Origin of the sequence: Pseudomonas sp. 5P_3.1_Bac2 (assembly GCF_025465995.1) — a bacterium.
Classification (GTDB): Bacteria; Pseudomonadota; Gammaproteobacteria; order Pseudomonadales; family Pseudomonadaceae; genus Aquipseudomonas.
This window is the reverse complement of the sequence record NZ_JANLNY010000006.1, coordinates 889,707-912,371: the sequence shown is the minus strand read 5'-3', so window position 1 is coordinate 912,371 and position 22,665 is coordinate 889,707. Positions and strand designations below refer to the sequence as shown.

22 protein-coding genes are annotated in these 22,665 nt (G+C 55.6%); 7 read left to right on the top strand and 15 right to left on the bottom strand.

The annotated features are described in order from the left end of the window. Positions 1-9: 9 nt before the first annotated feature. The 3 genes from NTD81_RS08445 to NTD81_RS08435 all read left to right on the top strand — a co-directional run bounded on the left by NTD81_RS08445 (position 10) and on the right by NTD81_RS08435 (position 4,142). Complete coding sequence (locus NTD81_RS08445; RefSeq protein WP_262181564.1) at positions 10-1,002, top strand: siderophore ABC transporter substrate-binding protein; 993 nt, start codon at positions 10-12, stop codon at positions 1,000-1,002. A 208-nt stretch (positions 1,003-1,210) separates the two neighbouring features. After that, entirely contained in the window at positions 1,211-3,736 is a 2,526-nt protein-coding gene (locus tag NTD81_RS08440; protein WP_262181562.1) for a TonB-dependent receptor, read from the top strand. 97 nt (positions 3,737-3,833) lie between these two features. Then, positions 3,834-4,142, top strand: a complete 309-nt coding sequence (locus NTD81_RS08435; RefSeq protein ID WP_315974681.1) for an isochorismate lyase — start codon at positions 3,834-3,836, stop codon at positions 4,140-4,142. A 20-nt stretch (positions 4,143-4,162) separates the two neighbouring features. Here the strand turns inward: NTD81_RS08435 and NTD81_RS08430 are convergent, their stop codons facing one another. Then, a complete protein-coding gene (locus NTD81_RS08430; protein WP_262181560.1) occupies positions 4,163-5,068 on the bottom strand; it encodes a LysR family transcriptional regulator in 906 nt (301 codons plus the stop codon). Between the two features lie 151 nt (positions 5,069-5,219). Here NTD81_RS08430 and NTD81_RS08425 point away from each other — a divergent pair, with 151 nt between their 5' ends. Then, positions 5,220-6,449: an acyl-CoA dehydrogenase gene (locus NTD81_RS08425; RefSeq protein WP_262181558.1), complete on the top strand. Its 1,230-nt coding sequence runs from the start codon at positions 5,220-5,222 to the stop codon at positions 6,447-6,449. A gap of 47 nt (positions 6,450-6,496) precedes the next feature. Here the strand turns inward: NTD81_RS08425 and NTD81_RS08420 are convergent, their stop codons facing one another. Beyond that, on the bottom strand, positions 6,497-7,717 hold the full coding sequence (locus tag NTD81_RS08420) for an MFS transporter (RefSeq protein ID WP_262181555.1): 1,221 nt from the start codon (positions 7,715-7,717) through the stop codon (positions 6,497-6,499). A 477-nt stretch (positions 7,718-8,194) separates the two neighbouring features. Here NTD81_RS08420 and NTD81_RS08415 point away from each other — a divergent pair, with 477 nt between their 5' ends. Next, positions 8,195-8,941, top strand: coding sequence for an SDR family oxidoreductase (locus NTD81_RS08415; protein WP_262181553.1), 747 nt, complete (start codon positions 8,195-8,197; stop codon positions 8,939-8,941). Here NTD81_RS08415 and NTD81_RS08410 read toward each other — a convergent pair. The 9 genes from NTD81_RS08410 to NTD81_RS08375 form a co-directional block, all read right to left on the bottom strand. Beyond that, positions 8,938-9,273, bottom strand: coding sequence for an AzlD domain-containing protein (locus NTD81_RS08410; protein WP_262181549.1), 336 nt, complete (start codon positions 9,271-9,273; stop codon positions 8,938-8,940). The genes NTD81_RS08415 and NTD81_RS08410 overlap by 4 nt on opposite strands. After that, positions 9,266-9,994 carry an AzlC family ABC transporter permease gene (locus NTD81_RS08405; protein WP_262181547.1) on the bottom strand — a complete coding sequence of 243 codons (729 nt, stop codon included), beginning with the start codon at positions 9,992-9,994 and terminating at the stop codon, positions 9,266-9,268. The genes NTD81_RS08410 and NTD81_RS08405 overlap by 8 nt, the downstream gene beginning before the upstream one ends. A gap of 179 nt (positions 9,995-10,173) precedes the next feature. Next, positions 10,174-10,656 carry a hypothetical protein gene (locus NTD81_RS08400; RefSeq protein ID WP_262181544.1) on the bottom strand — a complete coding sequence of 161 codons (483 nt, stop codon included), beginning with the start codon at positions 10,654-10,656 and terminating at the stop codon, positions 10,174-10,176. 95 nt (positions 10,657-10,751) lie between these two features. Beyond that, entirely contained in the window at positions 10,752-13,244 is a 2,493-nt protein-coding gene (locus NTD81_RS08395; protein WP_262181541.1) for a fimbria/pilus outer membrane usher protein, read from the bottom strand. Between the two features lie 82 nt (positions 13,245-13,326). After that, on the bottom strand, positions 13,327-14,031 hold the full coding sequence (locus tag NTD81_RS08390) for a fimbria/pilus chaperone family protein (protein ID WP_262181539.1): 705 nt from the start codon (positions 14,029-14,031) through the stop codon (positions 13,327-13,329). A gap of 151 nt (positions 14,032-14,182) precedes the next feature. Beyond that, positions 14,183-14,284, bottom strand: coding sequence for a hypothetical protein (locus tag NTD81_RS21425; protein WP_410017124.1), 102 nt, complete (start codon positions 14,282-14,284; stop codon positions 14,183-14,185). 207 nt (positions 14,285-14,491) lie between these two features. Further along, positions 14,492-15,136: a DUF1120 domain-containing protein gene (locus NTD81_RS08385; RefSeq protein ID WP_262181535.1), complete on the bottom strand. Its 645-nt coding sequence runs from the start codon at positions 15,134-15,136 to the stop codon at positions 14,492-14,494. 197 nt (positions 15,137-15,333) lie between these two features. Beyond that, on the bottom strand, positions 15,334-15,966 hold the full coding sequence (locus NTD81_RS08380) for a DUF1120 domain-containing protein (RefSeq protein ID WP_262181533.1): 633 nt from the start codon (positions 15,964-15,966) through the stop codon (positions 15,334-15,336). Positions 15,967-16,122: 156 nt separating this feature from the next. After that, positions 16,123-16,251 (bottom strand): hypothetical protein, encoded by a 129-nt coding sequence (locus tag NTD81_RS08375; RefSeq protein WP_262181529.1) that lies wholly within the window; start codon positions 16,249-16,251, stop codon positions 16,123-16,125. A 740-nt stretch (positions 16,252-16,991) separates the two neighbouring features. Here NTD81_RS08375 and NTD81_RS08370 point away from each other — a divergent pair. After that, positions 16,992-18,059, top strand: coding sequence for a tetratricopeptide repeat protein (locus NTD81_RS08370; protein ID WP_262181527.1), 1,068 nt, complete (start codon positions 16,992-16,994; stop codon positions 18,057-18,059). A 73-nt stretch (positions 18,060-18,132) separates the two neighbouring features. Here the strand turns inward: NTD81_RS08370 and NTD81_RS08365 are convergent, their stop codons facing one another. From NTD81_RS08365 to xthA, 4 genes are all read right to left on the bottom strand, one after another. After that, positions 18,133-18,300 carry a hypothetical protein gene (locus NTD81_RS08365; protein WP_262181525.1) on the bottom strand — a complete coding sequence of 56 codons (168 nt, stop codon included), beginning with the start codon at positions 18,298-18,300 and terminating at the stop codon, positions 18,133-18,135. Positions 18,301-18,304: 4 nt separating this feature from the next. Then, complete coding sequence (locus NTD81_RS08360) at positions 18,305-19,285, bottom strand: TerC family protein (protein WP_262181521.1); 981 nt, start codon at positions 19,283-19,285, stop codon at positions 18,305-18,307. 201 nt (positions 19,286-19,486) lie between these two features. Further along, on the bottom strand, positions 19,487-20,872 hold the full coding sequence (locus NTD81_RS08355; protein WP_262181516.1) for a phosphate ABC transporter substrate-binding/OmpA family protein: 1,386 nt from the start codon (positions 20,870-20,872) through the stop codon (positions 19,487-19,489). A 109-nt stretch (positions 20,873-20,981) separates the two neighbouring features. After that, positions 20,982-21,794, bottom strand: coding sequence for an exodeoxyribonuclease III (xthA, locus tag NTD81_RS08350; protein ID WP_262181512.1), 813 nt, complete (start codon positions 21,792-21,794; stop codon positions 20,982-20,984). 144 nt (positions 21,795-21,938) lie between these two features. Here xthA and NTD81_RS08345 point away from each other — a divergent pair, with 144 nt between their 5' ends. Beyond that, complete coding sequence (locus tag NTD81_RS08345) at positions 21,939-22,580, top strand: GNAT family N-acetyltransferase (RefSeq protein ID WP_262181508.1); 642 nt, start codon at positions 21,939-21,941, stop codon at positions 22,578-22,580. Positions 22,581-22,665: the final 85 nt, after the last annotated feature.

Here is a 22,665-nt window from a genome sequence, read left to right as displayed (position 1 = left end):
GGAATTGTTATGCGCACGCTTAAGTTCAAAGGATCTGCCACTTTGCTCCTCGGCACCGCCTTAGCCCTGGCTTTGGCCGGCTGCGATAAAGCCAATGAGCCGGGCAAACCCGCACCGGCCGAACAAACTAGTGCCACGGGCTATCCCGCGATCAGCATCGTTCACCAGCTGGGCACCACCACCATTACCAAGCTGCCGCAACGCGTGGTGGCCTTTGATATGGGCGAGCTGGACAGCCTCGATCAGCTCGGCGCACCGGTGGTGGGCGTGGCGAAAGACTACGTGGTCGGTTTTTTAAGCAAGTACAAGGATGACCCCAAGGTGGCGGATGTCGGCGCCACCGTGCAGCCCAACCTGGAGAGCCTGCACAAGCTGAAGCCGGACCTGATTCTGATCTCGCCGCTGCAAGCGCAAAGCTATGCCGAACTCAGTGAAATCGCGCCAACCCTGCACTTTGATATCGACATGACCAATAAGCAGGGCGATGTGATCGCTGTGGCCAAGGAGCACTTGCTGACCTTGGGGCGGATCTTCAACAAAGAGCAGCTGGCTCAGGAGAAAAACGCCGAGATCGATGCTGAGATTGCCCAAGCCCGTAAGGTGACCGAAGGCCGCCCGGAAAAAGCCCTGCTAGTGCTGCATAACAACGGCGCCTTTGCTTCCTACGGAGTCAAATCGCGCTATGGCTTTGTCTTCGACACCTTGGGGGTGAAGTCGGCCAGCGCGGACATTGAAACAGGTGTGCACGGCCAGCCGATCTCCAATGAGTTTATCCAGCAGGCCGACCCGGACATCATCTATGTCATCGACCGCACCGCCGTGATGGAGCGCCGCGCGCCACTGAACCGCGAAAGCCTGGATAACCCGCTGTTGCGCCAGACCAAAGCCTGGGCCAACAACAAAGTGATCTTTGTCGACTCAGACACCTGGTACCTGTGCACCGCGAGCCCAACCTGCATTAAACGGATCACCGCCGAAGTGCTGCAGGGCTACAAGCAGTAAGCGTTTAGCCATTCTCGGCGCCCACTGCGGCGCCGAGAGCGGGCGCCATGGCCTAGCGAAGGCGCTATTTACGCTTGGTTGTCAGGTTTAGTTAGGCCTTATTAAAAATATTACAAAATAATTATCATTTAGATTGAGGATTGGGCTTTTTCATACGGAAGACTTAGTGAGCATGAGCTCGCTTCTGCCAACGGAAAAGGAACCCAGCATGTCGCAATACCGTCGTCACCTCCCTGTCATGCCTGAGCTACAGCGGGCTGCCCCACGTTTTACCCTGAATAAAACCCTCGCCGCCGTACAAATGGCCATGCTGCTCGGGCTGGTTGGCGCCTCGTTAACGGTGTGGGCACCGCAGATTCAAGCTGAACCAGCAGGTGCTGCCGGGCACATGGATAAGACCTTCAATGTGGCGGCGGGCTCGTTGAGCCAAGTGCTGAAAGATTTTGCTACAGCGGCCGGGGTGCAGATACAGGTTGATGACAGCTTGCTGGCCGGTAAAAGCAGCCTCGGCTTAACGGGTATTTATAGTGTTGAAGCCGGCTTTGCCCAAATTCTGCGCGGTCAGGGTTTGCAGGCCAGCGGCAGTGGTAACAGCTTTAGAGTGATAGCAGCGGACAGTGCCGCAGGCGCTGATTCAGCCCAAGCCGCCACGGCCGCTGGCGATTTGTCGCTGGCTGCGGCAACGGTGCGCGGCAGTGCCGAGCAGGGCATCCCTGAAGCTTATGCCGGCGGCCAGGTGGCCAGCGGCAGTCGGGTGGGGATCTTGGGCAATAAAGACTTTATGGAAACCCCGTTCAACACCATCAGTTACACCGACGAATTTATCGAGAATCGCCAAGCCCAAGACATCGGTTCAGTGATCGGCGCCACTGACCCCTCGGTGTTTATCCCCAGCAAACGCAGCAACTATGAAACCTTCTTTATGCGCGGTTTTAACACCACCGCCAACGACATCACCTACAACGGTTTAGTCGGCATGGCCCCCAACATGCGTGGCTCCACCGAGCTGGCGGAGCGGGTCGAGGTGCTCAAAGGACCGTCGGCATTGCTTAACGGCATGCCGCCAGATGGCAGCGTGGCCGGCAGCATCAACATGGTGCCTAAGCATGCCGCCGATGAACCGCTGACCCGCCTGACCACCACCTATGAGTCCGACGGCTTGGGTGGCTTGCATGCCGATATTGGCCGCCGTTTCGGTGAGGACAAGCAGTTCGGCGTGCGCTTTAACGGCGTGTATCGCGATGGCGACACTGCCGTGGATGACCAGCAGCACAAGATGCAGTTGCAGTCCTTAGGGCTCGACTGGCGCGGCGAGCGTGGGCGTATCTCGGCGGATATGTACAACCAGCGCGAGCGCATGGATGGGGTCAACTACTTCGGTATCTCCAATATCGACAAGGCCGTGACCCACATTCCCAAACCGAAAAAAGGCGACCACAGCCTGGCGCCGAAATGGGGCTACACCCTCAACGAAACCCAGACTTTGGTCCTGCGTGGTGAATATGACCTGACCGACTGGGTCACCGTGTACGGCGCCTGGGGCCAGCGCGAGGGCGGCTATAACGGCCAGATGGTGCAGAACACTCTGCTCAATAACGACGGTGATATGTCGGTGAATGCGATTCGCTCGATCCGTGAAGGCCGGCAGAAGTCCGGTGAGATCGGTCTGCGCGGCACCTTCAGCACTGGCCCGGTCAACCATGCCTGGTCGCTGGCGGCGAATAACTTCCAATCGACCTGGAGCTTTAAGGACGCCCGCTACGGCGGTCGGGCGCGGGTCAATTATTGGAATCTGGACTACGGCAATAAGCCCGACACCAGCGGCTACGGCGCTAAAACCCAGCGCACCGAGGCCGAGCTGACCAGCTTCGCCATGGTCGATACGTTGTCGTTCTTTGATGACCGGGTGCAGTGGACCATCGGCACGCGGAACCAGTCGGTGGAATCGAAAAACATGTATTACCCGAAAACCTCGGCGCCGACCAAATACGACAAAAGCAAAGTGTCGCCGGCCACGGCCTTGCTGGTTAAGGTCACTGACGATGTGTCGCTGTATGCCAACTACATCGAGGGCCTGAGCCAGGGCGGCACCGCGCCACAAACTGCGTTGAATTCCGGGACCATGACCAGCCCGTTCAAAACCAAGCAGTATGAAGTCGGCGCCAAGCTCGATCTGGGCACGTTCGCCACCACCTTGAGCCTGTTCCAGATCGAAAAACCCAGTGCTTACGTGGACAACGAAACCAATATCTATGGCGAATACGGCGAGCAGCGCAACCGCGGCGTGGAGCTGAGTTTCTTTGGCGAGGTGACGCCAGCGGCACGCTTGCTCGGCGGTATCTCCTATACCAAAGCCGAGCTGACCAAAGCGCTGCTGGAAAAAGACAAAGACAAGCAAGTCACCGGGGTGCCTAAGGTCATGGCCAAGCTTGGCGCGGAATATGACTTAAGTGCGTTGCCCGGGCTGACCCTGACTGGCGATGTGAACTACACCGATGGACGCGCCGTGACCAACGACCATCGCCTGTCGCTGCCGTCGTACACCATCTTCGATGTGGGCGTGCGTTACAGCACCAAGATCGAAAGCAAGCCGGTGACCCTGCGGGCCATGGTGCAGAACGTGGCGGATAAGGCCTACTGGATCGGCTCCTGGAATGGCGGCGACGGCAGCGGCTTGTCCGGTGGTCTAGGCGCTCCGCGGACTTATATGTTCTCCGCCAGCGTGGATTTCTAAGCGGTTAATGCAAACGACTGCGCTCCCATAAGGGGCGCAGTAATCAGCCAGGGCAGGGTGGGCGTACCGCGTGCACTCTGCTGCTAAGGAGTAACAGATGTCGGATCTGAAAACAGCGCAAGAATGCACCAGTCTTAACGATATTCGCCAAGGCATCGACTATTACGACCGGGAGATTTTCCATGCCCTGCAAAAACGCCTGCGCTATGTGAAGGCGGCGGCGCAGTTTAAAGGCAATGAACAAGAGATTCCGGCGCCTGAGCGGGTGGCTGCCATGCTCACCGAAAGACGCCAGTGGGCCCATGCCGCAGGCTTCGACAGCGCCTTTATCGAGCAGCTGTACAGCTTAATTATTAACTGGAACATCCAGCAGCAAATCCAGCATTGGCGCGAAACCCACCGCTAAGCGCGAGCCGCCAAAGGCCGTCAGCTGGCGGCCACTTGCTGGGCGATCTCAATAATCTGCTCGCGCATCCACCGGTTGGCCGGGTCTTGATCAGTGCTTTCATGCCAGTACAGGTGAGTCTCAAGCGCGGTCATGTCCTTAATGGGCAAGTCCATATAGTGCAGGTCGTTGCGCTGGGCAAAACGCACCGGCACGGTCATGGCCATATCGGTGGTTTGCAGCACGGTGGTGGCCATCAGGTAATGCTGCGAGCGCAGGGCGATCTTGCGCTGCAGGCCCAAACGACCCAAGGCCAAATCGACATGCCCGAGACCGCTGCGGCGGCTGGAAATATGGATATGGGTCAGGGCCATATAATCGTCTAGGGTCAGTTTTTCCTTGGCGTGCGGATTGCCTTTGCGCATGGCGCACACATAGCGGTCTTCCATCAGTTTGACGTGACGCACTTGCGGATCGGTGTTGAGCGGCGCATCCACGGCAAAGTCCAAGCGCCCGGCAGCCAGCTCTTTGGTGGTTTCGCGGCGGCGTGCCAGCAGGCTCTCGATCTTCACATTCGGCGCCGAGCGGCGCAGACGCTGGAATAACGGCGGGAAAATCACCGCTTCGGTGAGGTCAATCATGCTGATGCGGAAGGTTTTATTCGCTTGGCTGGGGTTGAACACCCGGCTTTCTTGCACCGAGATACGCAGCTGCTGCAAGGCGTTGCGCACCGGACCGATGATGTTTTGCGCCATCGGCGTAGGCACCATGCCTTGAGCGGTGCGTACGAACAACGGGTCGTTGAACGTCTCGCGCAAACGGGCCAAGGCGTTAGACACAGCCGGCTGGGTGATGCCGACAATTTGCCCGGCGCGGGTCAGGTTGGCCTCGCTGTAGATAGCATCAAACACCACGAACAGGTTGAGATCGACCTTGTTTAAATTCATAACCGGTGCGCTCCGCAGTGTGACGACGTGAATAAGGTATATATCCGTGATGAATGATCATGGACGCATTAAATAGGCTGGGTAAATCTTAAGCCCTGTTCAAGTCTCTTTACCACTGTCCTTTCCCATTTGAGTCAGAAGGTAGCCTTCCATGGATTTCGCCTATTCCCCCAAAGTCCAGCAATTGCGCGAACGCGTCAGCGCGTTTATGCAGGAGCACGTGTACCCAGCCGAAGCGGTATTCGAGCAACAAGTGAGTGAGGGTGACCGCTGGCAACCCACCGCGATCATGGAAGAGCTTAAGGCCAAGGCCAAAGCTCAAGGATTGTGGAACCTGTTTCTGCCCGACTCGGAGCTGGGTGCTGGCCTGACCAATACCGAATATGCGCCGCTGGCTGAGATCATGGGCAGCTCCCTGATCGGTCCGGAGCCGTTTAACTGCGCCGCGCCTGACACCGGCAATATGGAAGTGTTGGTGCGCTACGCCACTGAAGCGCAAAAGCAGCAATGGCTGCTGCCGCTGCTGGACGGCACCATTCGTTCCGCTTTCGCCATGACGGAGCCGGGTGTGGCTTCCAGTGACGCCACCAATATGCAAGCCCGCGCCGTGCGTGAGGGCGATGAGTGGGTGATCAACGGGCGCAAATGGTGGACTTCCGGCGCCTGTGATCCGCGCTGCAAAATCATGATCTTTATGGGCCTGACCAACCCTGATGCGCCGCGTCACAGCCAGCACTCGATGATTCTGGTGCCGATGGACACCCCCGGGGTGAAAATCATTCGGCCATTGCCGGTGTTTGGTTACGACGACGCTCCTCACGGCCACGCCGAAGTGCTGTTTGAAAACGTTCGCGTACCTTACGAGAACGTCCTGCTTGGCGAGGGCCGGGGCTTTGAAATTGCTCAAGGGCGCCTTGGCCCAGGGCGGATTCACCACTGCATGCGCTCCATTGGTATGGCTGAGCGCGCGCTGAAACTGATGTGTGAACGCTCGATCAACCGGACTGCCTTTGGCAAGCCGTTGGCCCGCTTGGGCGGCAACATCGATCTGATCGCTGACTCGCGGATGGAGATCAACATGGCGCGTCTGCTGACCCTGAACGCCGCCTATATGATGGACACCGTCGGCAATAAGGTCGCCGCCAGCGAGATCGCGCAGATCAAAGTCGTGGCGCCTAACGTGGCCCTGAAAGTGATTGACCGGGCGATCCAAATCCACGGCGGCGGCGGCGTATCCAATGACTTCCCGCTGGCGTATTGGTACGCCATGCAGCGTACCCTGCGCCTGGCTGACGGCCCGGATGAAGTGCACCGCGCCGCCATCGGCAAGTTCGAGATCGGTAAATACGTGCCCAAAGATCTGCTGAAAAGCGCCCGCTAAGCGCTTTAGCTCATCGACATCAGGCCCGCCATTGCGGGCCTGATGCGTTATGGCTTAGTGGTTTTACCCCCGCTCAGCAGCAACGCCAGCAGGCTTAGCGCGATCAGAATCAGCCAGCCCGGCACGTAGCTGTGGCTAAGGTCACGTAACCAGCCCAGGGCCGGCGGCACCAAGACAATCGCCACTTGGTTGACGGCCATGGCAAGGCCCAAGGCAAAACCGGTTTTATCGGCGGGGGCCGAATCAGCCACATAGGCGACCCAGGGGCCGTACCAGCCAAAACCAAAGAAACCCAGCCAAGCCAATAACAGCGCCAAGGCCCAAAATTGCTGCAAGGGAGCCAAGAGCAACAGGCTTAGACCGATAATCACGGCGAGCAGGCAGGTCAGCACCGGGAAGTAGCGCCCGGCTTTGCTGTGATCCCCCCAGGCCGCCAGCACGATGCGTCCAACCACCCCAGCGCCTTGGGCAATCACCAGTAAGGTCGTAGCGGCGCTGATACTCAGACCCAGGCGCTCATACAGATACAGCGCGGTAAAAATCAAAATTCCGTACTGCACCGACACCAGGCTGATGCCCGACAGCATGATTTTGCCCATGGCCGGTTCGCCCAGCATTGCCAGCCTTGCGCGCAGCAAAGCGTTAATCCCCAGGCTTGGCGCAGCGCCGGCAGGCTTATCCGGGGTGGCCGCCCGGTACAGGGCGATAAACAGCAGCCCCCCCAGCAAGGCAATCAAGCCACCGGCTAGAAAGCCCCAGCGCCATCCCCAATGCAGGGCAATGGCTGGCAACGCGGCCGCCGCTAAGGCACCGCCCAAAGGCAGGCCGGCCTGTCGAATGCCCATGGCAAAGCCACGTTGCTTGGGACCGAACCAACTGGCCACCGACTTACTGCCGCCGGGTTGCGCAGTGGAATAGGCAGCCCCCACGACCAGTAAGCAGCTAAGCAATGCCCAGTAGCTGTTGGCGAGCATCGACAAACACAGGGCAAAGCCCACCAGCAGGGTGCCGATGCCAACCACCCAGCGTTCCTGGTAACGATCGAGCAGTTCACCAGCCACCAGCAAACCTAAGATCGGCAGTAACTGCGCGGCAGACATCAGCAAGCCGATTTGCAAATTGGACAGCTGTAAATCCTGCTGCACGAAGAGGGCGATGGCGCCGATGCCCTGGACAAAAAAGCAGGCGCTGGCCTGGGCCAAGGTGGCGATAAAGAGAACCACCCAGCGATAACCTGAAGCGTGGGCAGACGGTTTTACACTTGTCATTGCTGACCTCGATAAATCCAGAGTTGACTATCGACAGCGGCGGGCGGGAACAGGGAGAAATACTTAGTGTGTTTTCAGGGCCGTTGGTTGCAACGCTAGGCTTAACTAACGCTTAGCTAGGTGCTTTACGAAAAGTCTCCGGGCGAAGATCAGGCAAGGCAAACATCGGTGGGGAACTGGCTGGGCTCGCATGCTCATTTAAGAGTGGTAATTGAGCATTACGAACCGATTTTTAACGTAGCCTGATCGAGCGCAGGCACTTTCGTACAGAACCTGGAGCCACATTGGCCAGCCCAGAACGGCGGTGCAGTAGCGCGCAACTACTTGTGCGGATGGCTAAGCCGAGGGCTCTGCAGCCTATGTTAGCCACGGCGAAAAAACTGGCGGCTTATACCTAAAGTGGATTGGCCGCTGAACTCTGCCTAAGGCTGATTGACCTACTAAAGGTCGTTACCGAATAAGCCGGAACCTAACCTTATGCAGCCAATCGCCATCGTCACCGGAGCCAGCAGCGGAATTGGCGCCGCCACCGCTAAGGCCTTAGCCGCCGCAGGTTATGCCGTGGTTGTCACGTATCAGCGCGATCAGCAAGGCGCGCAGCAAGTCCTGAGCGATATCCGCAAAAGCGGTGGGCAGGCCGCGGCTTTTGCGCTCGATGTCGCCCAAGAGGCGGAGGTGGCCGAGTTATTTAGCTTCACTGACCGGCGCTATGGCCCGCTTAGCCTGCTAGTCAATAACGCCGGCATCACCGGCGGCACCGCGCGGCTTGATCAACTCAGCAGCGAGCGCTTACAGCAGGTCTTTGCCGTCAATGTGCTGGGCAGTTTTTACTGCGCGGCGCAGGCCGTGCGGCGCATGTCCACGCGCCATGGCGGGCAGGGCGGCAGCATCATCAATATCTCTTCCCGCGCCGCGCAACTGGGCAGTGGCGGTGAATGGATTCACTACGCGGCCACTAAAGGCGCCATCGATACGATGACCACTGGCCTGGCCAACGAAGTGGCGCGCGAAGGCATTCGCGTCAATGGCGTAGCTCCCGGTTTGATCGATACGCCTCTGCATGCCCTGGCAGGTTTACCCGAGCGCGTGCAGCACATGGCGCCGCATATCCCCTTGGGCCGCGCAGGTTTGCCTGAGGAAGTCGCTCAATGCGTGTGTTGGCTAGCTTCGCCTGCGGCGGCTTATATCACCGGGGCCATTGTGCCGGTGTCCGGTGGGCGCTAGCGTTCGATGAGCAGGCGCGAAAAATAATAAAAAGCCAGACAGCACACTAAGGTCAAAAACACCTTACGTTTCCAGGCCGTGAGCACGACGGCTAGGATCACCGTGGCCAGTCTCAGCAAGTTATGGGGGCTAAACAGCGTTAGCTCGTTAAGCGCTTGGCCATAGAGGGCGGTATAGATAATCCCGCCCATCACGCTTAGCGCGGCGTAGTTCAGGTAGCGATAAACCAGCCCATCAGGGGCCATGGGCAGCTTGTTAAAAAGCACAATTGGCAGGCTGCGGATGAGATAAGACGTCGCGCCTGCCACCACAATAATTTGCCAGTTAGTCATGTGCTTTTCCCTGTCTGATAACTTCCCATAGCAGCCAAAGTCCCGCTAATAACAGCGGGGTGATGAGGATCTGGTATTCGCCCAGCCAGCGCTCGGCAAAGGGCGTGACCACAAAGCCCATGCCCGTGACCAACAGGGGCCGCAGTTTTGGCCAGGCCAAGGCGGCGAGCGCGGTGAAGTGAATGGGCAAAATCATATTGATCAGTTGCTCATCGGCGAAATGTTGCTCGGCACCCACCCAAAAACCAGCCAGGGTCGCCAAAGTAGCAGCGACTAGGGTGATGATGCCGCAGCCTAAATAGTAGTGATACAGATCGGCGATATGCTCTTTCTGGCTGTTGGCCAAGGTGAAGGTCGAGATGGACAGCAGCTGCACCGATAGCAACTGTTTGCTTAGCGCGGTGTTGCCAAATTCCTTAGTCAGCAATGACGACATAATCAAAAAGCGAAAATTGATCACCAGCGTGGCGAACAGCAAGCTGAGAAAGCTCAGGCTTTCCGCGTTTTGCGTGATCAACACCTGCAGCGGCGATGCATGCACGGCGAGGGTCATCAGAACGCTTTGCACGGCTGTAAAGCCGGCGCTCTGACTGGCAGCGCCAATCGAGAAAAACAAGAAGACAAAAGTGAAGCAAATGGGAAGCGAGTCGATACAGCCGCTGCGAAAACTTTGCCGGGCCTGGCTTGAGGTGAATTGCTTGAGGGAATCGGGGTGGCTCATCAGCTAAACATCCTTGAGCAGCAGAGGATTGTTTAATAAACAAGTTGTCTGCGCATCGATTGCTAGACATAAGCAGAGAGCGGTGCGCTAGCTATGAGCTGGGCGGCTTAGGCAAGTTCCGTTGTTATCGGCTGGCGTAGAAGAAATTCCGCTGACTAGCCTGCCAGCACCTACGCCGGTTAATAGGCGCGCAGCAAAAAGCTGATCAGCCCCTCAAGGGTTTTGCTGTCACGGGCATTAAATTCGTCAGCAGGCACCGTCCCGCTGATTTCAATTTGTACGGCGAGATTACTGCCTTGCACCGCTTGGCCATTGCGCGTTGGACTGAGGCTATCGCCGGGTTTGACCGTCTGTACTGAGTGAACCGCCTGGCTCAGCTCACCGGAGGGGGACGCTAGCGCCAGCTCAACCGCTTGGCCATCGAGCACGGCGTTGCTGAGGCGTAAGCTTAACTGGGCGTTTTGCGCAAACTTAAACTGCTCGCCTAAGTTGGCCCCTTGCACCATCAGCAGCAATCGCGAAGCCTGCGCACAGTGGGCGGTTAACGTGACGGTACGCGGTGGCAGGCGGGTGGCCCCGGCTGCGTCGGGCATGATGCGGCCGATCTCCACCAAGGCATTGCTCAGGCGCACCGTGCATTCTTCGGCACGCGCGGGGTGCATCAGGGCCAGCAAGCCAATGAGGCCTAAAATGCACCTGGAAACGAGGGATAGCTTCATGTTCTGCGACACTCCGTGTCTGAGATAAGGGTAAGGCGTTAGTGGCATACCGCCTCAGTCGTTTCAAAGTGCGCCTCAAGATTAGCTTCTTCAGGCAAGTGGTATGTCAGGTTGCAGCTGTGCTGCTCGTTCAGTTGCACCCTCAAGCCCTGCTCAGGCTGGGCGTTGTTGAGGAATACCTGGCCGTCTTCCACCACCATGGTGACGAATCCACCTTCTTTATCGACTACCGATGCGCCACGCTGCAGGGCCTGGCCTTGGCCATCAGTCACGTGCAGCAGCACTCGGCGGGTAACCACCACGGGAAACTCGATGGCTGAGACTGAGCCGCGACTGACGGTCAAGGTTTTATGGCCGTTCTGGATATCGATATTGCGCGGCAGGCTCTTGCCGGCCACATCAATGCGCGTGGTTTGATACGGGCTCAATTGCGGGATCACGGCACGCCCCCAATGGTCCGTCCACACCGGTCCCGCCCCGGTGGCGATCTGCACCCCGGAGACGTCCGCCAGCTTAGCGATGGCAAAGGTATCGGCGATTTGATAGGGCGAGAGGGTCAGGCCTTCGCCATGCAGGGCAATGCCACCTCGGACTTGGCCGTTGTAGCTAGTGCTGTCCTCGCCATTTTTGGCGTAACCCAAGTTGATTTGGGCAACGCTTGAGATCAGATCAACATTGCCGGAGTAATCCCGTTCGCGGGTTTGGCTGTTGTTCTCGGCGGACAGCCGATAATTCAGCACATCGCTCAGCGTTTCGTTGTAGGTGGTGCCTAAGCGCGTGGTGCCGTCGCGCTTGTTTGAATAGGCTCTGAGACTACGGTTACTGCCCAAAGGAATACTGATGGTGACGTACGAGGCATTGCCGTCGTAAGTGCTGCCCATAGCGTTTTCGTCCGAGCTGTATGAGCTGCCTTGGCTGCGCTCGATGGTGGCGCTGATGATGGCGTAGCGAAAAGAGCGGCTCCACGCTGCCGTCCAGGTTTTCACGGTGCGCCCGGAAAAATTGCCCGATGAGGTATAGCTGCTGCTAAAGCCGCCCAATACCTCATGGGTCCAGTTCACGGCAAAGCCGTACTGACTTTTATTAAGGCTGTCTTCAAAGTCAGCAGCCTGCGTACGGGTGGTATCCAACAGGTCGCGATGGCCGGCGGTTTGCCGGGTCAGGTTAGTGCTGAGCGTCAAATTCTGCGACAGCTTAGTGCTCAGGCTCGCCGCGACCTGCATGCCGCTGACACCTTCCTCCTGGTCGCTCGAAAGGTTGTGCCGCAGCCGGAACATCGTGGCGCTACCGAGGACGGCGTCGAGCATGACGCCGCCTGCGTAATAGTCGTTATCGCTGGTCATGAGTCCGGCAGACATCAGCGTCGTTGGGCTCAGCAGCCAACCACCGCTGCCGGTGGCCACCAGAGGCGCTTGCATGTCATCCGCCTCAAACGTGCGGACCTTACCCACGCCCCAGGAAAACCCCGGCGCCGACAGCGTAACCAAGCCCAGGGAGGCGGCCGGAACCACGAAACTGCGCTGCTCGCCATTGGCTTCGATGACCCGCACATCTAGATCAGCATTACCGTTTAACAGTTGAATATTGCTTAAGCGAAACGGCCCGGCCGGCACCAGCGTGGTGTGTACCAAGGCGCCCAATTGGCGCACCTCGACCCGCGCTTGGCTTTGTGCAATCCCGGTTACGGTGGCGCCGCTGGCACTGTTCTTACGCAGGCTTTGCTCGGGTGCCAGCTGCAACCCGGTGATGGCTGCACCGGGAAATACCACGCTGCTTAGGTTGATCTCGCCGATTTGCAGGGTCGACTGCGATGACTCAAAGGAGGTCTGAGCATAGGTGTACAGCGACTGAAATTTGTTGGCTTGGTTTTGCGCAGTAAACACCTGACGGCTGCGCACCAGCCAGTTATCCGCGTTAAAACCGACTTCAGTGTTGCTGGCGTAGTAATAACTGCTCCCGCTGGCATAGTCGTTTTGCAGCCCAGTCAGATCGTAGTTAATCAGCCCAGCCACGCCGCCACGGGCATAGTGGCTGTAGTCATGGTTTGGCGGCCGAAGAGTATCCGCAGAAACGACCAAAGCAACTTGTTCGCGCGCCGGATTGAGGGTTACTTCAGTCTGGGGAAAGGCCTGTTGATAGTCATAACAACTGGCTGAGTGCGCAGTGTTTTCAACAGCGCTAGGTTTCTTAAGGAGGAAATGCTCAGCGGGAATTTTCAAATTGGCCTGATCTAACAGCTTGCGATCGAAACACAGTTGCCCTTCGTGATTGAAAGTCGCATCGACTTTGCCGCTGGCTGCGCCATTGACTACAAGATCCACCCGCCGAACACCCGCCGTAAAGCGTGCGGACTTACGAAAATACTCAGCGATGCTTGGGTCCAGACCACGTTGTTTCATGACCTCGCGATCAAACAACGCATCTTGGCCTGGACTACTTAATTCAGGACTTTTATTAGCCGCCAGGCATTGGCCGACAAAGCCCGTATGTAGCCCGAGGCAAGCTAAAATTAAATGTGGGTATCGCGACATAAATAAGCGCGCTAATTAAAACAGGCAAATGAAAGCCAAGACGAGCTTATTGAGAAGCTCGTCTTGATGATTGAATATGCAATTAGTTAGCTAATGGCGTTTCGTAAGATTCAACTTGAAAGCCGTAGGCACTGGCGGGGTAAATACGCAGCGATTTAACCGGCTGATTTGATCGGGGCAGGGCAATAGACAGTGATTCGCCTGCCAAGATATAGGTCCTAGGCAGACTGACCACGGCATCGCCCGGCAACAGACTCACTTGCTGACTCAAGCGAATAACATAAGGCGAGTCATTCTTAACCGTTAACCCGTCGCTGTTTAAGTGCCACTTGAGTAATTTCCAAGGCTCGCTGTTTTTGGCTAATCGCGCAGGGTTAATAATGACTGGCAAGTTTTGCCGCACTGTCACTCCCACTGTAGCGCCGGCATTGAGGTTTTTTTGCGGAATTCCCTCAAACGACACACGTTTTAGTCGCTGAGTGGTAATAGGTTGGGATGACTGGACAATAAAACGCACTTGTTGTTTTTCCCCAGCCTCAAGCCGAGTCACCGGTGGGGTAATAATCAGCAATGTTTCGGTGTCTTCGGGGAGGTTCTCCAGCGAAGAGTATAAAAGAGCGGCTTGGCTATCGGTGTTAGTCACATCGATGGTGCCCTCGCCATCTTCGACATTGACCATTACTACAGAGGTTTCCGGAACCATACCGGTAGCGAAGCTTTGTGATAAGCCTAAAATTGGCAGACTTACCGCTACTGAAAAACTAACCACTGGCATGAAGCGTTTCACTGTTTAATCCTTTAAATCAGAGTTTGTATAAATGCATGTACAGGCATGAGGGAGCTGGTACAAGCTGCCTAAAATACTGATAGATTTCAGCGCTGCCTGGCAGGCATGGGCGCGATACCATCATTCAACAATTTATTACCAGCAGAGTATTTTACCCAGCACTTAGATCTTTAGCTGTGGTCTTGCCATAATCAAAAAAACCACCGTCGCCGAAACTCGCTGTGCAAGCAACAGATATAATTTCCCCTACCACTTTAAATCAGCGTTAGCGGTGGCAAAAAAGCAGTTGCCGAGGTCCAGCAAAGCAAGTAGCAATGGCTTTATATTTTCATCGTACGATCCTTCGTACTGAACACTTTTTATCAACTATAAATCACTGGGGTACTGCCAAAACTTGGCAGCTGCGGTGACAGCTGCCATTTAATGGAAGATTTAATAGGTTTTTTGGGGCCTATCTGGACTAGAGGTAGCGCACTTCTAAAGTGGCTAAACCATCTAATTTGACATCGGCACTGGTGGTAAACGAACTGGTGGGCGCAATAGTGGCTTGTACGCTAATGCTGCCGGTATAGTTTTGGTAAGCCTTAGGTACAGTGGTGCCGGTTGCCGCATAGGATTGCAGTGCATCGGAATGTTCAATCTCGCCAGTCGCCGCTTTCCACGTTACACCTTTGTCCGTCGACGAAATAAGTGCAACTGCTGCGCCATCGGCTGTCGCCGAGCCAGGTGCTTGGCTTAATTGATAAGCGCCGATCTTATTGGCCCCTTGCAGACCTAAGCCGAACTCCTGCACGGCGGCAATGCTGGGAATGTCAAAGGCTGAAGTATTACGACCATCGACCCAGACGGTGCCAATTTTAATAGCCGCATCGCAAGCGATGGTGTAACCAATCGTTTTCTTCGCCAAGGTGGTCGGGGTCGTTGGGCTTAAGTCGCCAACCGAAATCTTGCCGTAATCTACCGTGCCGCCACCGGCAAAAGTAGGCGTGCAAGATCCGGGAATAATAGTGCCGATTACTTTTAACTCAGCAGTACTGGCGGCCAGTGCGAGACCGGTAGCGCTGATCAAAGAGCAGGCGATAAGGGTTTTAAATAAAGTTTGCATGTCTAAATTCCATTTTAGTGGTGGTGCAGTCACATCTACTGATAGGTAGAGTTTTGGAGCTAAATTTAACTTCAACAGGGTTGACGAGCCGGCTGCCTGTCTTGCTATCTAAAATCAATGGTGCGTTGGCAGTCATTGATTAGGGGCGTCTGGCATGCAGGGTGAAAGCTTAAGCTGGCGAGCCTACAAGTTAACTATCAAAGATAAGTTACGGTCATTGTCGCTAAACCATCAATGGGGATTTCTTTAGTTATATCGAGGTCGTTAGTTTTGCGAACTTCCATGTCTAGTCTAATTTTACCCGATAAATTTTTAAAGGCTGTAGGTGTAAGAGTGTCCTTGTTGGCAAAAGAAAAAAGCCAGTTGGCGTCTCGATGTATGAGGGCCGAAGTTGGTTTGTTCCATACTGCACCCGAGTCACTACTCGCAATAGTATCGACAGCGACGCCGTCGGCTAGCGTTTCTTGACGTTCTTGGTACAAGTAATAAATCCCTATATTCTGACCTAATGGCTTGTTGGTTGGGTTGAAATCAAATGAGGATATCAATAGCGGTCGATTATCCTTGAAGCTCAATGCGATTCGTGTTGGAGCACTACAGCTAATCGTCCAGGTAAAAAATTTTCTAGGCAGCGCGGTAAGCTTAGTTGGGCTCAGATCTTTCGCGGAAATTTTCCCAAAATCAACTGTCCCGCCGCCCGAGAAAACTGGCGTGCAGGCGGCGGGAATAATAGTACCGGCTACTTTTAGATCAGCAGTACTGGCGGCCAATACAGCGCCAGTGGCTGTCATTAGCGAACCCGCACAGAATGCTTTGAATAGGTTGTGCATCGTAAAATCCATTTTAGAGATGAACTTATAGACAGCTAGTCGCATCGGCAGTGATGAGCTGCGGCGGCATGCCGGAATTTTCCAGAGTAAGTTTCTGCCAGCTTATAAAGCGCAGAGTTCGGACTCGAATATAAGTCTGCAGATGAGTAGGGCAGGTTAGATTTCAGGCTGAGAAATAACACCCATAACATCTAATGTGTATGCAGTGACTCCTAAGAAGGCGTTCATTTCATCTGAACAAAGCTTCAGGCCGCAAACAGGTTGCCCAGTAGGCTTGGCTTTCATGATCAACATCCGTTATCAAACGTAGAAAGTCATTAATAGGGGAGATTGGCAGCCCCACTCCTTCGGGGGGTAGATCTAGTCCATGCCAACTTAAAGCTCATCACTGCGTGCTTGATCGATCAAGGTAGAAGGTGATGGCTTTATGCATACCAGATTAAGCACTTTGCGACATGGATCAACATAATTTGTCTAACAATATAACTTGTCCGACAGGCGGTAAACCTCAGTAATTACGGGGTCTTCAGGCGCATAGCCGTCTGCGATCAGGGTTTCGAGGCTATTTTGACGTCAAAAAAGAGGCGAGCCATAGCTTGGCTGGCGCGTGCTGCTGGGGCGATTTAGATACTAAGGTGCTAACAGAAATTTGGCACTTTAGTCTTGTTATTATGGCCAGATTTTGCGCTTATTTTCCAGCATGGGCGGCCTCGTTAAGACCCTAGTCACGGCCTATAATTTTTTCATAAGCAATTGTTATTAAAGATAAAAATATCTATTTCTCTGAGGATTTCCCGGGGCTTCACTGGTCTTTAGGTGGGCTAGGCGTTGACCATCGATCCGAGGAGACGAGTCAAGAGAGCTAACGGTCCACAAAAGTGTGGGGTACTAGCACTTAGCCTTAGTCATCTCTAGAATGTCCGACAATTCTGCTGAGTACCAACTTTGCAGCCAACTAAATTAGTTAAAACCACAGTTTCTTGTGCAGAACTGTGGTTTCGTTCTTCAGGATGAAGGATAAGTTTATGCAGTGGATTGCTAAAATAAAAAACTTACTGGCTATTGCGCAGCCAAGTAAGCACATAGCGACAGCGTTACAACCGCCGGCAGTTCTTAGCCCACCTGAAGATATTCAGGCGCAGGCGATTAAGTCACCTGTTGCTGTTTCTCCTGTGGCGCATGCCGCCTATCAAATTGACCCACTTTCTACTGACAACGATAGTTTCGGTTCGCGCGCGCAATCACCGGATGGAAGATGGGTGCTTTCTTGGAAATGGTTAGAGTCTACAACTGCCAATAGCAATGCTCAGGCGCCTAGCAAAAGTCACTATCAGCTAGTCGATAGTCGCACTCAAAGTGTTGTGGCTAAAGGTGAGTTAGATCGACCCAATGCAGGACAGGTCGCTAATAATGGCTACTTCTGTTTCGAAGACTGGCACGATGGCAATGATCAGATCGACACTTTTCGTGTGTTTGATTCCAGCGGTGTACAGATTATCGAAAATAAAGTTCGCTCAACCCTGACCAAGAGCGCCATATCTCGCAATGGCATGTTCGCCGTCTTCCAAACCCTTAATGGTTTTACTGAAGACGGCAACAAGTTGTTTTTAATCGACCTCGTGCGCAAAAAACTGGTTTACGCCGTAGCACCAGATGCTGGCTGGGCTGATCGCTATGATATTGACGAAACCTCCGGCGAGGTCGTCGCGCAATTTAAAGGCTTGGGCTCGTTTCGCTATGGCCCCTCGGGGCATTTCCTCGACGCGGGCGCTTTAGCTCGCGCCAAGCTGGCATCGAATAAATATGAGATTTGCGTGCCTGCCGCGGAAAAAATCCTCCTGTCGCCAGATTTAAACCCCGCCATGGCTCAAAGCACGCTGAGCGCCATTGACCGTTTATTTGCGACCGGCAGCGATGGCATCGACCTGTGGAAGTCCAAATGTCTAAAACTCAAAGGCTTTGCTTACGAGGAACTTGGCGATTTGCCGTCTGCCCTTGAGTCTTTTGATCAGGCATTAGCCTTGGATTATTCAGCGGAGATTGAAAGCCGGCGTAAGCAGATTCTCGAGAAAATGCACAAAGTCAGCAGCTGAGTGCAGGCGCGCGCTGGGCTGGATTGGTTTGTACGGCAAGGTGCCGTGTAGCGCGGTACAGCCGCGCAAGTGATCAGTGCGCAGGCGCCGCTAAGCTCTTCACACGTAAATGCAACTGGGCCGCAAAGGTGCGTGCGGCCAGTTCGTTGTTAAAGGTCAAGCGCCGCTTGCCCATGCTTACCTGCCAAAAGGGCTGGCCTTGTTTAATCACAGGTTCAATGGTGACGATGGGCGCTTGCATGGGCTTATGGGTCTTGGTGAGGGCGAGTTTTCAGCAGCGACAGTAACACGCCACTGGCCAGCACTCCGAGGGTTACGCCCAGTGAGAGTATGGCCGGTATGTGGATGTAGCTGTGCAGGAAGATTTTGCCACCGATAAACATCAGCACCACGGCCAGCGCGTACTTCAGGTAAATAAAGCGGCTCATCAACGCAGCCAGGGCGAAGTACAGCGAGCGTAAGCCCAAGATAGCGAAGATGTTCGAGCTGTAGACGATGAAGGGGTCTTGGGAGATGGCCAGCACCGCCGGCACGCTATCTACGGCAAAGACGATGTCCGCCAGTTCGATCAGCATCAGCGCCATCAGCAGTGGGGTGGCGTGCAAGAGCATTTTGCCGTTTTTGCCTGACGGCAGACGTACCAGAAACTGGCCGTTGTGCATGTCATTGGTCATGCGCACATGGCGGCGGAGAAAGCGCAGCAAGCGGCTTTGGTCAAAGTCGGGGTTCTCTTGCTCATCGCTAAACAGCATCTTGATGCCACTGAACAGGAGAAAGGCACCGAAGATGTACAGTACCCACTCGACGTTTTGCACCAGTGCCGTGCCCACGCCGATCATGATCGCGCGCAGCACGATCACCCCAAGAATGCCCCAGAACAACACGCGGTGCTGGAATTGCCGGGGTATGGCGAAGAAGCCCAGGATCAACGCCATGACGAACACGTTATCCATGGAGAGCGATTGCTCGACCAAAAAGCCGGTGTAGAACTCCATGGCTTTGGTGGCGCCCAGCTCAAACCAGATCCAGCCGCCAAAGGCCACACCGACAGAGAAGTAGCCGGCATACAGCAGCAAGCTTTCGCGCATTTCAATGACGTGTTGGTCGCGGTGCAGGACGCCGAGGTCCAGCACCATCAGCACAACGACGACCAGGAGGAAGCTGAGCCAAAGCCAGCTGGGGGTTCCCCAAAGGGATGTGTTGAGCACGCCTAATAGGCTGTCCATAGTACCACCTTGAAAGTCGGACTAAGTTGGGAGGCAACTCAGTGACTCCGACATCACGGTGATAAATCACCGCCAGAGGGGCCCGGCGTCACGCAGTGGTAATTTTTGTAGTTCAGGTGCGGATTGGCAAGCTTTTAGGTTGATTTTCTTTGTATTTATGCCTCTAGAATGGCCTTTTGCCAGAATTTGCAGGGCTTTTCGTCAGGGGTAAACCCATACCTCTACTCGGCGATTTTTCACCCGGCCTTCATCGCCTGTATTACTCGCTACCGGCATTGCGGCGCCCATGCCCAGCATGTTCTGCACTTGCGCACCGGCGCGCTGCAATTCACGGCGCACGGCCATGGCACGCAGGCGTGAGAGCAACTCAGCCCGTTGCGCAGCAGATTTGCTATCGGCAAAACCCACCAGCACTACTTTGCCGCTGAGCTTGTGTTCGGCCTGTAAGTAGCTCAGTAAGCGCTTGAGGTCCTGTTGCGCTTTGTTGTCGAGACTGGCACTGCCTTCTGCGAAACGAAAGTTCACCGATAAGCGCAGCGCCGTGGCGGCTAGTTGTTGGTAAGCCGAAGGCATGTCGGCCTGGACTTCGACCGTCATCGCCTGGATATTTTGCCCAACAAAGCCTGCTTGTTTGACGATGGCCTGGCCTGCATCGCTGTGGGCAAATGCCACTAGCTGCTGCAACCACGGATTGTTCGAGGGTGCCGGGCTGTAGAGATACAAGCGGCGGGCGAGGGGGTAGTCCTCAGTGGCGATCAACGAAGGACTGGGCAGCATGGCCTGCGCATCTGGCGCGCTGACGGCCAGGGGTTTGCTGTGGCGCACATAGGGCAGACCGATAAAGCCGATGGCTTGACGATCCTGACTGACCCCAGCGCTTAGGGTGCTGCTGTCTTCAAAGCGTTTAGCGGTTGCGCTGAGCTGCACGGCATTGGGTTTGAGCAGCAGCTCATTAAAGCTGTCGAAGGTGCCGGATTGCTCATCGCGGGCATACAGCACGATGCTGCCCTGGGGCCCGCCCAGCTCGGACCAATCACGCACCTGACCGGCAAACACTTGGGCCAGTTGCGTGCTGCTGAGGGCCTTAAGCGGGTTGTCGGGATGCACAATAATGGCCAAGCCATCGAGGCCGATGATGTGTTCCGAAGCGGCGCTGCGCATATCGCCGAGGTGGGCGAGAGCTTGGCTTTCTGCGGCTTTAATCAGCCGTGAGGAGGCGGCGAGATCCGCTCGGCCTTGGGCAAGAGCGGTAAATCCCGTACTGGAGCCGTGGGCGGCGATATCAAAACGCAAATGGCGACCGTCGCGGCCTAAGGCCAGCAGGATTTGTTCGTTGGCCTGAGCCCCCGGCTCAAGCTGGATTTGGCGGATGCCTTGCTGTTGCAACATGCCTTTGAGCAACGCCGGAATCAGCTCGGCGCCTAAGGTGTTAGAACCTTCAATGCGCAGATCGCTGCGCGCTGAATCGGTGTCTTGGCTTGCAGCCCTGGCCGCCAAGGGCAGGGCATAACAACAACTGGCTAGCAGCAGCCAGCTAATCAAACGTGGCCAGGGATTGCGCTCACAAGCAGAGGCGAAGTGCAGCATTGACGGGCTACCTAGAGGAAAGGGCAGCCGGGAAGATAAGACAGACAAATGACTGTCAGATGACAGCCATTTGTCCGCTATAGGCTTTTAAGCGAAAGTAATCAGTGGCTTAGCTCAGCGTCAGCCAGATCGGCGCGTGATCCGAGGGCTTCTCCATACCGCGCAGCTCGTAGTCGACCCCGGCGTCTTGCAGACGATTTTGTAAGGCCTGCGAGGCAAGGATGACGTCAATGCGCAGGCCGCGCTTAGGCTCGTCCTCAAAGCCGCGGCTGCGGTAGTCGAACCAACTAAAGCGGTCATTAACTTGCGGATGCAGGGTGCGGAAGCTGTCGACCAGCCCCCAGTTTTTCAAGGTCGCCAGCCATTCGCGCTCTTCCGGGAGGAAGCTGCATTTGCCGGTTTTCAGCCAGCGCAGGCGATTCGGCTCACCAATGCCGATATCGCAGTCTTCGGGGGAGATATTAATGTCGCCCATGACTACCAGCGCTTGCTGCGGATCGAACTGACTCTCCAGCAAACTTTGCAGATCGGCGTAGAAACGCCGCTTAGCCGGGAACTTGGTCGCATGATCGCGGCTTTCGCCCTGGGGGAAGTAGCCGTTCATGATGGTGATCGGCTGACCTTGTGCGTCTTTGAAAGTGGCGTAGATAAAACGTCGCTGGGCGTCTTCTTCATCGCCGGGGAAGCCTTTATGCACGCTGATGGGTTCTTGGCGCGAGAGCAGGGCCACGCCGTAGTGGCCTTTTTGTCCGTGGTAGTGCACGTGATAACCGAGGGCGCGGATCGATTCCTCGGGAAACTGTTCGTCGGCCACTTTGGTTTCTTGTAGGCCAATGACATCCGGCTGATGTTTTTCGATCAGTGCTGCCAATTGCTCTGGCCGTGCACGTAGGCCATTGATATTGAAGGAAACGATCTTCATGGGCGGCAGTCCTGCAGCTTGCGTGGGGAAACCGTCGATCCTAGCCCATATGCACTTGGGCCTGCCAGTCTGTGGCAGCCGGGCGGTGTCGGTGCTAAGTTGGCCCAAGGCCCACAAAATTCTACAAGAACAGAGGTCAACCCGATGCCCACCTGCCTAGCCGAAGTCCGTCTGTTAGATGGCACCTTCAGTCGTGAAGCCCGTTCGTTGCTGTATCACGCCTATCGTCACGATCCCACCTTTGCTTACCTGTTTGAGAGCGAGCGCGGCGGCTATGACCAACGCGTGCGCGCGGTGGTGCGTGAGCTGGTGCAACAGCACTTTGGCGAGGATTTGCCGGCCATTGGTTTGCTCCACGACGACCGCCTGATCGGCATGGCCATGATCCAGCCGCCGCAGCAACGCTTTGCTTTGTATGAAAGCTGGGCTTGGCGGATGCGCATGCTGCTGACCATCGGCTTTCGTTGCACCAAGCGCTACTTGGATTATCAAGCGGCCGTGCGCAACTGCCTGCCGGTTGGCAGCTATCACATGCTGCCACTGCTGTGTGTACACCCGGAATTTCAGGGCCAGGGCTACGGTGAGCAACTGCTAGAGGCGCTGTACGGCTGGTGCGCCGAGGATGCCAGCTCGTCCGGGGTGGTGGTCGATACCGGCAACCCGCATTACCTGGATTTCTACCGGCGCCAGGGTTACCAGTTGCTGGGCGAAGTGGCGATTGGCCCCATCATCGAGCATGTGTTTTATCATCCGATCGATACGCACTTGCAGGCGGCCACCGCTTAAAGTTCAGGGCAGCGGGCTATTTGTCCTGCTGTCCCGCAACTATCTGTTAATCGGTCGCTCAAACCTGCCACTCATGAGCTGTGCT